This window comes from Streptomyces sp. NPDC093598, from assembly GCF_044764825.1.
Lineage (GTDB): Bacteria > Actinomycetota > Actinomycetes > Streptomycetales > Streptomycetaceae > Streptomyces.
The window spans coordinates 71,556-84,013 of record NZ_JBIWIV010000017.1; the positions used below are offsets into that span (position 1 = coordinate 71,556).

Sequence of the window (12,458 nt, forward strand, 5' to 3'; positions counted from 1 at the left end):
GGTATGAACGACCCCGGCCTGCGTGAGCGCAAGAAGCGGCGGATGTACGAGACCGTGTCGGACATCGCCGTGCGGCTCTTCATGGAGAAGGGGTTCGACGCGGTGTCCGTCGCCGAGGTGGCGGCGGCGGCCGAGATCTCGAAGCCGACGCTGTTCCGGTACTTCCCCGCCAAGGAGGATCTGGTGCTGTACCGGATCGCCGACCACGAGGGGGAGGCGGCCCGGGTGGTGGCGGGGGCCGAGGGGGAGGCCGTGGAGGCGTTGCGGCGGCATTTCGTCGAAGGGCTGGAGCGGGGGGATCCCGTCACCGGGCTCAACGACCACCCCGACGTGCTCGCCTTCCACTCCCTGCTCTACGGGACGCCCTCCCTGGTCGCCCGGGCGCACACGCATCAGGAGCGGTCGGAGGCGGCGCTCGCCGAGGTGCTCGGGGGTGATCTGGACGCGCGGCTGGCGGCCGGGCAGATCATGGCCGTGCTGCGGGTGCTCGCGCTGGAGAACTGGCGGCGGATCGAGGCGGGGGAGCGGGTGGCGGACGTGCGGCCGGACGCGCTGGCGGCGGCGGAGCGGGCGTTCGGGTGGCTCGCGGCCGGACTGCCGCCACGCCTCCGTAGTGAAACTCGGTAATTTATTTAACTCGGTCACTTTTTCACGTACGCTCGGTGGAATGACCTCGACCGAGCCTGCCCTCCAGCACGTCCTCGACCGGGAACGCGCCCACCACGAACGCTGCCGGACCGCCCTCGCCGCGATGGTCGAGGGCGCCGGTGAACAGGTCGTCATGGGGGAGGACGTCTCCGCGTCCGGGGCCGATGCCGAAGTCCTCGGGTACCGGCTGCGCAGCCGGGCGAAGGCGCTGCGGGACCTGCCCGAGGGGCCGTTGTTCTTCGGGGCCCTCCAGGGCGGGGAGGGGCAGTTGCACATCGGGCGGCTGCGGATCTCCGAGCACCCGGCCGAACCGCCCCTCGTCGTCGACTGGCGTGCGCCCGTCTCGCGCGCCTTCTACCAGGCCTCGGCACGTGACCCGCAGGGCGTCGCCGTACGCAGGCGGTTCGGGTGGGCGCCCGGCAGCCGGGGCGACTCCGGCGATCTCACCGGCCTGGAGGACGAGCACCTGGAGCAGGGGGAGACGCGCGACAGCGAGATCGTCGCCCGGGAGATCGAACGGCCCCGCGTCGGGCCCATGCGGGACATCGCCGCGACGATCCAGCCCGAGCAGGACGACCTCGTACGGGGGGAGCTGGCGGAGTCGGTGTGCGTGCAGGGCGCGCCGGGCACCGGCAAGACCGCCGTCGGGCTGCACCGGGCCGCGTATCTGCTGTACACGCACCCGCAGCGCATCCGGCGCGGCGGCCTGCTGATCCTCGGGCCCAACCGCACCTTCCTGTCGTACATCGCCGAGGTGCTGCCCGCCCTCGGTGAGACGGGGGTGCGGCAGTCGACCCTGGGGGAGGAGATCGCCCGGTGCCCCGTGCGGGTCGTCGACGACGAGCGGGCCGCCGTCGTGAAGCACGACGCCCGGATGGCCGAGGTGCTGCGGCGGGCGCTGTACGCGAGGGTGCGCGTCGACGGGGGCGGCGCGTCGCTCGCCGTGCCGGACGGGTCGTACCAGTGGCGGGTGCCGGCGGGGGAGCTTGCGCGGATCGTGACCCGGGTGCGGGAGGAGGAACCGCCGTACGAGGTGGGGCGGGAGCGGGTGCGGGCGCGGATCGTGCGGTGTCTGCGCGAGCAGGTCGAGCGGCGGGCGGGGCCGCCCCCGGGCGCCTGGGTGCGGCGGATCGAGCGGTCGCGGCCGGTGTCGGCGTATGTCGACGCCGTGTGGCCTCGGGTGCGGCCCGAGGAGGTCGTGGCAGAACTGCTCGGCGACGAGGAGAGGTTGGCGGCGGCTGCCGACGGGCTGCTCGACGCCGGTGAGCGGCGGGCGCTGCTGTGGGGGCGGCCGCCCCGGTCGTGGAAGTCGGCGCGCTGGTCGGCCGCCGATCTGGTGCTGCTCGACGAGGTGGCCGGGCTGATCGGACACCCGGAGGGGTACGGGCACGTCGTCGTCGACGAGGCGCAGGATCTGTCCCCGATGGAGTGCCGGGCCGTCGCCCGCCGGGCCCGCTTCGGTTCGCTGACGGTGCTGGGCGATCTGGCGCAGGGGACGACGCCGTGGGCGGCGCGGTCATGGCGCACGGTCCTCGCGCACCTGGGGAAACCGGACGCGACCGTGGTCGCCCTGACCACCGGCTTCCGGGTGCCGAAGGCGGTCGTGGGGCTCACCAACCGGCTGCTGGAGCGGCTGGACGTGGACGTGCCGGCGGCCCGTTCGCTGCGCGGGGACGGGGAGTTGCGGGAGCGGGAGACCAGCGTCGAGGGCGTGCCCGGCACGGTCGTCCAGGCCGTGCGGGACGCGCTGGGGCGGGAGGGCTCGGTCGGGATCGTGGCGGCGGACGCGGACGTTCCCCGGGTCCGGGCGGCGCTGGAGGCGGCCGGCATCGAGGCGGCGGGCCCGGACGCACTCGGCGCGCGGGTCACCCTGGTGCCGGCGAGCGTGGTCAAGGGCCTGGAGTACGACCATGTCGTGGCCGTCGAGCCGGCGGCGATCGCCGAGGCGGAGGAACGGGGACTGCACCGGCTGTACGTGGTGCTGACGCGGGCGGTGTCCCGGCTGGAGGTGGTGCGGGGGAGGCCAATGCCCTTCTAGGGCAGGGTGGTTAGGGTCCATGCCATGACTGAAGCCGACGCGTTCACGGGCATACCCACGACCACCCTGGCCGATCTGCTGGGCCGCGAACAGGTCATGGACATCGGGATCCGGCCGCTGTGGGAACCGGTGCCCCGGGTGGCCGGACCGGCCTTCACCGTACGGTGCCCTCCCGGCGACAACCTGATGCTGCACGCCGCGATCCACCGGGCCGGCCCCGGCTCGGTCGTCGTCGTGGAATCGGGCGACCTGGACTACGCCCTGGCCGGTGGCAACGTCTGCGCGGTCGCCCGGCGCCGGGGCATCACCGCGTTCGTCGCCGACGGACTGATCCGCGACCTCGCCGAGGTCCGGGACCTGCGCTTCCCGGTGTTCGCACGCGGGGTCATCCCCATCCCGGGCACCAAGTCGGCCGCCCGCCCGCTGAACGAGCGGGTGCGCTGCGGCGGGGTCACGGTCGACGCGGGCGACACGGTCGTCGCCGACGAGGAGGGCGTCGTGGTGGTCCCCGCGGCCCGCCGTGAGGAGGTGCTGGCCGCGGCCCGGACGAAGCTGGCGAAGGAGGACGCGGAGACCCTGGACATGTGGGAGTCGGCCCACCGGACGCGGATCGCCAAGATCCTGGCGGAGCAGGGGTTCGACGACTGACCGACGCCCGGCCGGGCAGCCGCTCAGCCCTTCGCCGAGAAGGGCCCTCCCTCGGTGAAGGCCAGTTCGTGGAAGCGGGCGCCGATGTGGTGGTGGGTCGCTGCGTCCGGGTGGACGTGGTCGGGGAGGGGCAGGGCGGTGGCGTCCTCGGCGCCGTAGAGGTCGAGGCCGTCGAGGTAGTGCAGATTCGGGTCGTCGGCGGCGCGCTGCCGGACGATGCGGGACAGTTCCTCGCGGATGACGGTGAGGGTGAGTTTGCCGGTGGGCGTCTCCGCCGGGTCGCCCATGGCGGCGAAGAGGAGGCGGCCCTTGCCGAGCTCGGTGCTGTCGGGGGCGGTGGGGCCGGGCGTGTCCTCGTGGAGGGGGCAGTGGATGGGCGAGACCAGCAGCAGCGGGGTGTCGGGGTGCCCCTCGCGGACGGTGTCGAGGAAGCCGTGCACGGCGGGACCGAAGGCGCGCAGCCGCATCGCGTCCTGGTTGACGAGGTTGATGCCCACCTTGACGCTGATCAGGTCGGCCGGTGTGTCGCGCATGGCGCGCGCGGTGAACGGGTCGAGCATCGCGCTGCCGCCCAGGCCGAGGTTGACCAGTTCCACCCCGCCGCGCAACGCGGCGACCGCGGGCCAGATGGCCGTCGGGCTCGCGGCGTCCGAGCCGTGGCTGATCGAGCTGCCGTGGTGCAGCCACACCCGGCGGCCCCGGTCCGGCCCGGGCACGACGGGCGCGTCCGTGCGCAGGGCGACCAACTCGGTGGTCTCGTTGTGCGGCAGCCAGATCTCGACGTCCTTGTCGCCCTCGGGCAGGCCGGTGAAGCGGACGGTGCCGACCGGGCCGGGCGTGAGCCCGCTCTCCCAGGTGGTCAGGTCGACGGTGAGGACGTTGCCGCCCGTGCCCGGGGCCTGGCCGGCGGGGCGGCCGTCGACGAGCAGGTCGTACAGACCGTCCGGGCGCGGCGGGAAGCCGGTGTACTCGCGCTTGGTGCGCAGCGTGTCCAGTTCGACGGCGGTCGCGGCGGTACGGAAGGCCAGGCGTACGCCGGAGGGCTGGGCCTCGGCCATCGCCAGCTGCGCGTCGGTGTTCTGCGCGCGGGCCCGGGCGGGGAGGCGGTGGGGGAGCAGGCCGTGCTCGGTGCGCTCCACGTCGAGGGCGCCGCGCAGCAGGTCCGCCGTGACGGGAGTGGTGATCCAGTCGTGCTCGGTGTGCATGGGTGTCAGCCTCGGGGATCGGTAGGGCCGCGGGCCGGTTCCGCAGCAGCGTGTCGAGGGCGTCGAGGATCCGGGCCCAGGAATCTCGGTGTCCGGGGTTCTGCGGCTGAAACCGCGACCGGCCGGTGTCCTGCCGAAGCCGGCCTCACCGGCGCGCTGAGGCGTCCTGGAGGGCCCGGCGGGCGGGCGCCCGCAGTCTCCTGCCCCGGCGGGTCGGCCCCCAGGGCTTCAGGACGGAGATCACCGTCATGAAGACATAGGCGGACAGCGACACGACCGGCCCGAACAGCACGTCACCGGCGTCGGGCAGCGGCCCGCCCGCGGCGACGGCGGTGACAGCGGAGTTCACCCCGGGGCGCAGTGCGAACACCGTCGCGGTGGTCGTGGCGAGCGTCAGCCAGAACTTCGTGTACACCCACCGGTACCGGGCCAGACCCCACACCGTGCCCAGTGACAGCAGCAGGCCGCTGAGGAGCGTGAGGAAAGCGGCGGGGAGCAGGAGCCAGTCGGCGAAGAGCTTCATGGCCCGTACGGAGGCCTCCACGGTCGCGGGGGAACCGTCGGTGGCCGCCGTGATCCCGAGCGCGAGCAGCCCGAGCGAGAGCCCGAGCCAGCCGGCGGAGGCGATGACGTGCACGACGAGAGCGGCCCGGCGGGCGGGGCGGCCGAGCCTCGGCGCAGGGCCCGGGCTCGGTTTCGCTTTCGGTTTCTGCTGCGTATTCACACCGAACACCGTGCCGGGCCCGGGCGGTCGGGTCGTCTCACGGCGGGAGTAAACCGACGTACTGGCGTCGGAGTACGGTCGCGTGTCACTGCCGTCGCCTAGGTTCGCGGCATGACCGAACCTACCCACCTCACCGCGGTCCGCCAGTCCTACGACACCGTCGCCGCCGACTACGCCCGGCGCGTCAAGGAACCGGCCGAGCTGGACCCGGTGTCGCGCGCGATGCTGGCCGCCTTCGCCGACCTCGTACGGCCCCCGCACCCCGGGCCGGTCGCCGACCTGGGCTGCGGCCCCGGCAAGGTGACGGCACACCTGGCCGCCCTGGGGGTACCGGTCTTCGGTGTGGACGTGTCGCCGAGGATGATCGAGCTGGCCCGGGCGGCGCATCCGGAACTCCGCTTCACCGTCGGCTCGATGACCTCGCTGGACATCGCCGACGGCGAACTCGGCGGCATCCTCGCGTACTACTCCACCCACCACACCCCGCCGCAGTGGCTGCCGACGGTCTTCTCCGAGTTCCACCGCACGCTCGCGCCCGGTGGCCGGCTGATGCTGGCCGGCCATGTCGGCGACGACGAGCACCTCCGCCCGACCCACGCCTACGGCGACCACCCGGTGTCCTACGTGTCGTACCTCCTCCCGCCCGACCGCATCGCCGAGCTGCTCCACCGGGCCGGGCTGGTGGTCACGACGCGGGTGGTGCAGGAACCGGAGGGCGCCTCGAAGAGGCAGGTGGGCACGTTTCTGGCGGACAAGCCGGGGTGACGCCGACGGGGTCAGGCCGACCGCTCGTGCACCCAGACCCGCAGCGGTCCGACGGTCTCGAAGCCGTACCGGAGGGCGGTTGCCAGGTCGTCGCCCTGCTCGTAGCCCACGACGGGCGCAGCGGGGAAGAGCCGGCCGACCGCGTGCAGGACGAGGGGCCAGGCCGTGGGGGGCGGTCCGAAGACGTTGGACACGCCGACCACCCGCTCACTCCGCGTGGCCACCGCTCCGGCGACGACACATCCGTCCGCGGACCGCCCCGAGATCACGAAGGTCCCCGGGTCGGCGAGCAGCCCGTCCCGGAAGAGACCCGAGTCGTCACCTCCGTCGTCCCAAGCCTGTGCCCAGCTCCGCAGCGCGTCCCGATCACCCACCACGTCCCACGCGAGACCCGCCGGCTCCGGGGCGGTACGGGTCGCGGGTGCCGCGCCCGCGGGGCGGTGGATCCACTGTGCCTCGAACAGCACCCGGAATCCCGCCTCCGTCAGATCGAGATCGGCGAAGCTGTCCTTGACCGAGGCGCCGGGCAGGGCCGTGTCGACCCGCGCCAGGAGCGCCTCCCGGTCGGCGCCGGGGCCCAACGTCACCGCGTCGGGGTAGTACAGCGGCGTCCGCCGTGCCGCAACCCAGACCCGACCACCGAACTCGCCCGCCACGCCATGAGCCCGGCACATCGCCGCACACCACTCGGCGTTGTTGCGGGCGGCGGACCGGGCCGGGGCTTGCTGCGGAGTCGTCACGACGCGGATCAAATCGATGGCCGGCCCGGTCCGTCCACCGATTTGATGGTTGCCGACCCCGACCACCCTGGAAGGAAGCCACCCTGTGCCTGTCTCCCTTGCTGACTCCGGACCGGCCGTGGCGCTCCTGCGCGGGCTCGGCGCGGCGGACATCGCCCATCCGGGCGGCACCCTCCTCGCCCATCTCCAGCGCGTACAGAGGCAACTCGCCGCATGGGGTGCCCGCCCGGCCCTCCAACTCGCGGGCCTGTGCCACGCGTTCTACGGAACGGACGGCTTCCCTGGCGCCCTGCTGCCCCTGGAGCGCCGTGGCGAACTCGCAGCGGCGGTCGGTGCCGAGGCCGAGGCCCTGGTGTACCTGTACGCCTCGTGCGATCGAAGCGCCACCTATCCGACGCTCGCGGAGGCCGACGGGCCTTTTCGTGACCGGTTCACAGGACTGAGCCACACCCCTGAGCCGCAGTCGCGGTGCGACTTCGCCGAGTTGTCCGCCGCCAACGAGACCGACCTCGCTCGCCTCGACCCCGCCTTCCGCGACCGATGGGGACCCGAACTCCTCACCTTCTTCACCCGCATCCGTCCCCTGCTGAGCCAACCCGCCTGGTCGGACTGCCAGGAGGTGGTTGCCGGATGAAGTTGAGCGCGATAACCCTCGACTGCGCTGATCCGCTCGCGCTCGCGGCGTTCTATCAGCGGGCCACCGGGCTCGAACTCCATCCGAAGTCGCACGCCGACTTCGCCTCCCTGGGCAGCGAGGGTGGACTCTCCCTCGGCTTCCAGCGGGTCGACGGCTACCGGGCACCGAGCTGGCCGGACCAGGAGGTTCCTCAGCAGCTGCACTGCTGCTTCAGGGTGGCGGACCTGGACGAGGCCGAGGCGCGGCTGGTGGAGTCGGGTGCGTGCAGGCCGGAGTATCAGCCGAATGTGGGCAGGTGGCGGGTGCTCATTGATCCGGCGGGGCATCCCTTTTGCATCGTCGGGGGCTGAGCGAACGGCTCGGTCGCCAGGCACACTCGGGGTTCAGGCGCTCGGTTCGCCCTCCTGGGGCGCGTCGCCGGTCGGCTCCGGGAGCCCGATGACGTACGTGCCCTTCGCGGGGAGGGTGGCGACGAGGCCTCGTTTGCGGAGTTCGACGACGGCGCGACGCACGGTGCCGATGCTCACGCTGTACAGACCGGTCATGGCGCGCTCGCCCGGCAGTGCGGCGCCTTGCGGCAGCTTGCCGGACGCGATGTCCGCGGCGATGGCGTCGGCGAGTTTCACGTACTCGTAGCGCGGAAGCTCCGTCATCTCTCCACCGTGCCGCAGCCCTACGCATGCCGCAGGAGCGGGACGCGTCCTGCCGCAGCGGAACGCGGAAGGACGCAGAGGGGTGCAGGGGGACGCAGTTGCCGGTAGGGTCGACATGACGAGACCCCGGCGAGGTGGCTAGACCTCCCGGGGCACGGCCAACGCTTACAAGGAGCGTCGACATGCACGACCTTATCCCCCGCGCCCTCCAATGGCTGCGCCTCCTCTTCGCCCCCGGCACCGGGAAACGGCGTCGGGGCCGCCCCCGCCGGCATCTCTTCCCCCACGTGCACCTCACCCTCGTCAGCTGCCCCTCCGCCCCCCGGTCACCGCAGCTCCCCCGCCACCGTTCCCCGTACGGCCTGCACACCCCGCTCGACGGCACCGCCTCCGCCCTTGTCCGCCCCTACCTCGGGGTCGATCCCGACCAGCACCTGATCGGCCCGCGGAAGGTGGCTGCATGATGGAACGCCCCGCCGGTCGGACACCCGGCACGCCGCCACCCCGGCTTCTGCCCTGGCTGTCCCCCAAAGGCAACCCTTGCTACCTGGTGACCGACGACAACGGCAGCTACCTCTCCCGTCTCGCCGACGACCTGGAGGCCGTCCAGCTCGCCACCGGCACCGAGGTGCTCGGCCTCGCCCGCAAGGTGCTGGACGACCCGGCCTCGCCGTACACGGAGGTCCGTTTCGCCGGCCTCCGTCTCGCCGAGTGCCTGGCCGACGCCCTGCGCGTCGCCGAGTCCCGGGGGATGCGCGTGCCCGTACCGGACAGCGAGGAGGGCGAGCGCACCCCCGGACAGGCCACGGACAACGCAGGAAGCGGGCCGTGGTCGTGACCACGAAGGGCCGGGGGTGGAGTCGCTGGCGTTCAGCCCGGACGGACGCACCCTGGCCGTCGGCGCGGGCAGCTCCGTCGGATTGTGGGACGCCGACCTGCCCGTCCCGGCCCGCGCGATCCGCACCATGCCGTCGACACCACCCTCAGCCCTCGGGAACAGTCCCGGTACCTGCACGACCGGCCCGCCGAAACCGGCTGCCGGCCGACCGTGTGACAGGACCTCCGAGAGGCACTGTCCGTCTGGTGGCCGCGTGGCGTGGCGCACTATTGCAAGCGGGTGCTTGCAATAGTTAGCGGGGTGTTGCACTGTGGAGGCATGGCATCGCTCAACGTCGGCAACCTCGGTGACTATCTGCGCGAGCAGCGGCGCACTGCGCAGCTGTCGCTCAGGCAGCTCGCCGATGCCGCCGGGGTGTCCAATCCGTATCTGAGCCAGATCGAGCGCGGGCTGCGCAAGCCGAGCGCGGAGGTGTTGCAGCAGGTCGCCAAGGCCCTGCGGATCTCCGCCGAGACGCTGTACGTGCGGGCCGGGATCCTCGACGCCGAGCGGGACCGGGACGAGGTGGAGACGCGGGCCGTCATCCTCGCCGACCCGACGCTGAACGAACGGCAGAAGCAGGTGCTGTTGCAGATCTACGAGTCCTTCCGCAAGGAGAACGGATTCGGGACCGACGAGGGCACCGCTGTCTCGGACGGCTTGGGCGTCGCAGGTGTCGTCGGTGTCGTCGCCGGTGACGGTGCGGTGAGCGTCGACGGGGACGCTCCCGACGCCGGCACCGGGATACCGCGGACCGGCCCGGCCGACGCCGGCCAGCCCGCCCGGCGCCGTAGCCGCGAGAGCGCCGGCAAGAACGACGGCGGCGCGTCCGCCACCCGCCAGGCCCGTGAGGGCACCGGCGGCAGTGACACCGATCCGCGGCAGACGGCCGGCTGAGCCGGACCAGGGCACCGGCCGTGCCGCCGCGGATCACACAACCCTCAGCCGAACCCTCAAGCGAGACAGAATCCGGGAGGACCATCACCATGGCCATCACCGACGACCTGCGCAAGACCCTCAGCGACCCGACCCCGCTCTACTTCGCCGCAGGCACCGCCGACCTCGCCCTTCAGCAGGCCAAGAAGGTGCCGGCCCTGGTGGAGCAGCTGCGCTCCGAGGCCCCCGCGCGGATCGACGCCGTACGCAACACCGACACCAAGGCCGTCCAGGAGAAGGCGTCCGCCCGGGCCAAGGAGGCCTCCGCCCGCGTCAAGGAGACGCAGGAGACCCTCCAGACGAAGGTCACGGCGTTCATCGGCTCCCTCGACGCCGACTTCAAGAAGCTCGGCAGCACCCTCGACGCGGACCTGAAGAAGTTCGGCGAGAGCGCCCAGGACTTCGCGCTGCGCGGCGTCGGCGTGGCCGCCGAGTACGCCGTCAAGGCCCGTGAGACCTACGAGAAGGTCGCCGAGCACGGCGAGCAGGCCGTGCGGACGTGGCGCGGCGAGGCCGCCGAGAGCATCGAGGACGTCGCCGAGGGCGTCGAGGAGCTGGCCATCGCCGTCGAGCCGAAGCGCCAGCCGGTCGAGGTCAAGGAGGAGCCGGTCAAGCCCGCCGGTGCGGCCGCCCCCGCCAAGACGGCCCCCGCCGCCAAGAAGGCCCCGGTGCGCAAGCCGACCACCGCCAGGACCACCACCGCCAAGAAGACCACCCCGCCGGCCAAGTAGGACGGCGGAGGGATCACACGGGCCGGGCACCCTGGGGGTGTCCGGCCCGTTGTACGGGTACGGTGACCGCGTAGGGACGAGCCGAGTCAGGTGGTGGGCGTTGTGCTGATGCAGGGCTTCGCAGGGTTCATGTGGCTTCTGAGCATGGCCCTGATCGTTTTCAGCGGTTTCGCGTTGTTCGACGCGGCCGTCCGCCGGGAGGACGCCTACCGCGCGGCCGACAAGAAGACCAAACCCTTCTGGCTGATCATCCTGGCGATCGCCTTCGTGGTGAACCTGCTCTTCCCGATCCTGTCGTTCCTGCCGATCATCGGCCTCATCGCGACGATCGTGTACATGGTCGACGTACGGCCCGCGATCCGGGCGCTCCCGGGCGGCGGCCGCAGCCGGCGCGGCTCCAGCAGCGACGGCCCCTACGGCCCGTGGAACGGCGGCCGGTAAGGACCCGCAGCGGCCTGAGCGGCCGGTGCTACGGCACCCGGTCCAGCAGCAGTACCGCCACGTCGTCCGTCAGCTCGCCGCCGTTGAGGTCGCGCACCTCGTTCACCGCCGCCCGCAGCAGCTGCTCGCCCCGCAGGCCCTCGGCGAACTGGCGGCGGACCATCTCCGTCATGCCGTCCTGGCCGAGCCGCTCCCGGCCCTGGCCGATGTGGCCCTCGATCAGGCCGTCGGTGTAGAGCATCAGGCTCCACTCGGCACCCAGCTCCACCTGCATCCGCGGCCAGCGGGCGCCGGGCAGCAGACCGAGGGCCGGTCCGTTGTTGTCGTACGGCAGCAGCCGGGCCGGCTTGCCCGGCCGGGCCAGCAGCGGCGACGGGTGGCCCGCCAGGCACAGGCCGGCGCGGCGGCCGTCCGGCGCGATGTCCACCGTGCACAGGGTCGCGAAGATCTCGTCGTCGGCCCGCTCGTGCTCCAGCACCTGCTGGAGCGTGCCCAGCAGCTGGTCGCCGCACAGGCCCGCCAGCGTCAGCGCGCGCCAGGCGATCCGCAGTTCCACCCCGAGGGCGGCCTCGTCCGGGCCGTGCCCGCAGACGTCGCCGATCATGGCGTGCACGGTGCCGTCCGGCGTCCGCACGACGTCGTAGAAGTCGCCGCCGAGCAGGGCTCGCGAGCGGCCCGGCCGGTAGCGGGCGGCGAACCGCAGCGAAGAGCCCTCCAGCAGCGGTGTCGGCAGCAGGCCGCGCTCCAGACGGCGGTTCTCCTGCGCCCGCAGCCGGCCCTCGGCGAGCCGGCGCTCGGCCGACTCGGAGCGCTTGCGCTCCACGGCGTAGCGGATCGCGCGGCTCAGCAGCCTGCTGTCCAGCTCGTCGCGGAAGAGGTAGTCCTGGGCGCCCACGCGCACCGCCTCGGCGCCGCGCTCGGCGTCGCCCGACGCGGTCAGTGCCAGGACGGCGTGCCGGGGTGCGAGCTCCAGCACGTGCTTGAGCACGGCGAGCTCGTCCTCGGAGTCGCCGTGGCCCGGCGCGGGCAGCGCCAGGTCCAGCAGGATGCAGTGGACGTCGTCGGTCAGCAGCCGTCCGGCCTCGGTCAGATTGCGGGCCGTGCGGACGCGGATCGGCTTGCCTGCCTGGTCGAGCATGTCCGGCACGATCGGCGAACCGGCCGGGTCGTCCTCGATCAGCAGCAGCGTCAGGTTGGTGTGGGCGGTGTGGTTCTCCACCTTGTCCGTGGTGTTCCCGGCGGTGTCCGGCGTGCGGCCCGACGGCGAGGCGTCCTTCAGGGACTCCTCGGCGGATCCGCCGCGCGGGGACGCGGCCTGCGCCTGACCACTCTCCGCGGCCGGGATCGCTCTCTGCCGCGGTATGGGTACGGGCATCGTGTTGGGTTCCTTCCCTCCCCCCGAGGGCATGGCGGGG

16 protein-coding genes are annotated in these 12,458 nt (G+C 72.9%); 11 read left to right on the plus strand and 5 right to left on the minus strand.

Annotated features, from left to right (window positions below; translation table 11 throughout):
- Positions 1-3 precede the first annotated feature (3 nt).
- From ACIRDU_RS33140 to ACIRDU_RS33150, 3 genes are read left to right on the plus strand one after another with little or no spacing between them, the layout of a single operon-like run.
- The gene (locus tag ACIRDU_RS33140) at positions 4-627 is read left to right on the plus strand and encodes a TetR family transcriptional regulator (protein WP_403586552.1); all 624 of its coding nucleotides are present in this window, start codon (positions 4-6) and stop codon (positions 625-627) included.
- Between the two features lie 40 nt (positions 628-667).
- Positions 668-2,686 carry a HelD family protein gene (locus ACIRDU_RS33145; RefSeq protein ID WP_403586555.1) on the plus strand — a complete coding sequence of 673 codons (2,019 nt, stop codon included), beginning with the start codon at positions 668-670 and terminating at the stop codon, positions 2,684-2,686.
- A gap of 24 nt (positions 2,687-2,710) precedes the next feature.
- A complete protein-coding gene (locus ACIRDU_RS33150) occupies positions 2,711-3,334 on the plus strand; it encodes an RraA family protein (protein WP_403586558.1) in 624 nt (207 codons plus the stop codon).
- 23 nt (positions 3,335-3,357) lie between these two features.
- Here the strand turns inward: ACIRDU_RS33150 and ACIRDU_RS33155 are convergent, their stop codons facing one another.
- The gene (locus ACIRDU_RS33155; RefSeq protein ID WP_403586561.1) at positions 3,358-4,539 is read right to left on the minus strand and encodes a GDSL-type esterase/lipase family protein; all 1,182 of its coding nucleotides are present in this window, start codon (positions 4,537-4,539) and stop codon (positions 3,358-3,360) included.
- A gap of 145 nt (positions 4,540-4,684) precedes the next feature.
- The gene (locus tag ACIRDU_RS33160) at positions 4,685-5,263 is read right to left on the minus strand and encodes a DUF2269 family protein (RefSeq protein ID WP_403586564.1); all 579 of its coding nucleotides are present in this window, start codon (positions 5,261-5,263) and stop codon (positions 4,685-4,687) included.
- Between the two features lie 111 nt (positions 5,264-5,374).
- On the opposite strand from ACIRDU_RS33160, the gene ACIRDU_RS33165 reads away from it, so the two are divergent.
- On the plus strand, positions 5,375-6,028 hold the full coding sequence (locus ACIRDU_RS33165) for a class I SAM-dependent DNA methyltransferase (RefSeq protein WP_403586567.1): 654 nt from the start codon (positions 5,375-5,377) through the stop codon (positions 6,026-6,028).
- A gap of 11 nt (positions 6,029-6,039) precedes the next feature.
- Here ACIRDU_RS33165 and ACIRDU_RS33170 read toward each other — a convergent pair whose 3' ends face one another.
- Positions 6,040-6,768, minus strand: coding sequence for a hypothetical protein (locus tag ACIRDU_RS33170; protein WP_403586569.1), 729 nt, complete (start codon positions 6,766-6,768; stop codon positions 6,040-6,042).
- 85 nt (positions 6,769-6,853) lie between these two features.
- Between ACIRDU_RS33170 and ACIRDU_RS33175 the strand changes: the two genes are divergently transcribed.
- Together ACIRDU_RS33175 and ACIRDU_RS33180 are read left to right on the plus strand one after the other, a co-directional pair.
- Complete coding sequence (locus ACIRDU_RS33175) at positions 6,854-7,402, plus strand: DUF6817 domain-containing protein (RefSeq protein ID WP_403586572.1); 549 nt, start codon at positions 6,854-6,856, stop codon at positions 7,400-7,402.
- The gene (locus ACIRDU_RS33180; RefSeq protein WP_403586575.1) at positions 7,399-7,755 is read left to right on the plus strand and encodes a VOC family protein; all 357 of its coding nucleotides are present in this window, start codon (positions 7,399-7,401) and stop codon (positions 7,753-7,755) included. The genes ACIRDU_RS33175 and ACIRDU_RS33180 overlap by 4 nt, the downstream gene beginning before the upstream one ends.
- A 33-nt stretch (positions 7,756-7,788) precedes the next feature.
- Here the strand turns inward: ACIRDU_RS33180 and ACIRDU_RS33185 are convergent, their stop codons facing one another.
- Entirely contained in the window at positions 7,789-8,058 is a 270-nt protein-coding gene (locus ACIRDU_RS33185) for a GntR family transcriptional regulator (RefSeq protein ID WP_403586578.1), read from the minus strand.
- 182 nt (positions 8,059-8,240) lie between these two features.
- Between ACIRDU_RS33185 and ACIRDU_RS33190 the strand changes: the two genes are divergently transcribed.
- From ACIRDU_RS33190 to ACIRDU_RS33210, 5 genes are all read left to right on the plus strand, one after another.
- Positions 8,241-8,522, plus strand: a complete 282-nt coding sequence (locus ACIRDU_RS33190; RefSeq protein WP_403586581.1) for a hypothetical protein — start codon at positions 8,241-8,243, stop codon at positions 8,520-8,522.
- Positions 8,519-8,896: a hypothetical protein gene (locus ACIRDU_RS33195; protein WP_403586584.1), complete on the plus strand. Its 378-nt coding sequence runs from the start codon at positions 8,519-8,521 to the stop codon at positions 8,894-8,896. The genes ACIRDU_RS33190 and ACIRDU_RS33195 overlap by 4 nt, the downstream gene beginning before the upstream one ends.
- 318 nt (positions 8,897-9,214) lie before the next feature.
- On the plus strand, positions 9,215-9,832 hold the full coding sequence (locus ACIRDU_RS33200; RefSeq protein WP_403586587.1) for a helix-turn-helix domain-containing protein: 618 nt from the start codon (positions 9,215-9,217) through the stop codon (positions 9,830-9,832).
- An 89-nt stretch (positions 9,833-9,921) separates the two neighbouring features.
- The gene (locus ACIRDU_RS33205) at positions 9,922-10,602 is read left to right on the plus strand and encodes a hypothetical protein (RefSeq protein WP_403586590.1); all 681 of its coding nucleotides are present in this window, start codon (positions 9,922-9,924) and stop codon (positions 10,600-10,602) included.
- Positions 10,603-10,710: 108 nt separating this feature from the next.
- On the plus strand, positions 10,711-11,043 hold the full coding sequence (locus ACIRDU_RS33210; RefSeq protein ID WP_403586593.1) for a DUF2516 family protein: 333 nt from the start codon (positions 10,711-10,713) through the stop codon (positions 11,041-11,043).
- A 28-nt stretch (positions 11,044-11,071) separates the two neighbouring features.
- Here the strand turns inward: ACIRDU_RS33210 and ACIRDU_RS33215 are convergent, their stop codons facing one another.
- The gene (locus ACIRDU_RS33215; protein WP_403586596.1) at positions 11,072-12,418 is read right to left on the minus strand and encodes a PP2C family protein-serine/threonine phosphatase; all 1,347 of its coding nucleotides are present in this window, start codon (positions 12,416-12,418) and stop codon (positions 11,072-11,074) included.
- Positions 12,419-12,458 lie beyond the last annotated feature (40 nt).

What these genes read in the sequence shown, in the direction of transcription:
- ACIRDU_RS33140 (WP_403586552.1), top strand. Translation starts at nt 4, where the DNA reads ATGAACGACCCCGGCCTGCGTGAGCGCAAGAAGCGGCGGATGTACGAG.
- ACIRDU_RS33145 (WP_403586555.1), top strand. Translation starts at nt 668, where the DNA reads ATGACCTCGACCGAGCCTGCCCTCCAGCACGTCCTCGACCGGGAACGC.
- ACIRDU_RS33150 (WP_403586558.1), top strand. Translation starts at nt 2,711, where the DNA reads ATGACTGAAGCCGACGCGTTCACGGGCATACCCACGACCACCCTGGCC.
- ACIRDU_RS33155 (WP_403586561.1), bottom strand. Translation starts at nt 4,539, where the DNA reads ATGCACACCGAGCACGACTGGATCACCACTCCCGTCACGGCGGACCTG.
- ACIRDU_RS33165 (WP_403586567.1), top strand. Translation starts at nt 5,375, where the DNA reads ATGACCGAACCTACCCACCTCACCGCGGTCCGCCAGTCCTACGACACC.
- ACIRDU_RS33180 (WP_403586575.1), top strand. Translation starts at nt 7,399, where the DNA reads ATGAAGTTGAGCGCGATAACCCTCGACTGCGCTGATCCGCTCGCGCTC.
- ACIRDU_RS33185 (WP_403586578.1), bottom strand. Translation starts at nt 8,058, where the DNA reads ATGACGGAGCTTCCGCGCTACGAGTACGTGAAACTCGCCGACGCCATC.
- ACIRDU_RS33190 (WP_403586581.1), top strand. Translation starts at nt 8,241, where the DNA reads ATGCACGACCTTATCCCCCGCGCCCTCCAATGGCTGCGCCTCCTCTTC.
- ACIRDU_RS33195 (WP_403586584.1), top strand. Translation starts at nt 8,519, where the DNA reads ATGATGGAACGCCCCGCCGGTCGGACACCCGGCACGCCGCCACCCCGG.
- ACIRDU_RS33200 (WP_403586587.1), top strand. Translation starts at nt 9,215, where the DNA reads ATGGCATCGCTCAACGTCGGCAACCTCGGTGACTATCTGCGCGAGCAG.
- ACIRDU_RS33205 (WP_403586590.1), top strand. Translation starts at nt 9,922, where the DNA reads ATGGCCATCACCGACGACCTGCGCAAGACCCTCAGCGACCCGACCCCG.
- ACIRDU_RS33210 (WP_403586593.1), top strand. Translation starts at nt 10,711, where the DNA reads ATGCAGGGCTTCGCAGGGTTCATGTGGCTTCTGAGCATGGCCCTGATC.
- ACIRDU_RS33215 (WP_403586596.1), bottom strand. Translation starts at nt 12,418, where the DNA reads ATGCCCGTACCCATACCGCGGCAGAGAGCGATCCCGGCCGCGGAGAGT.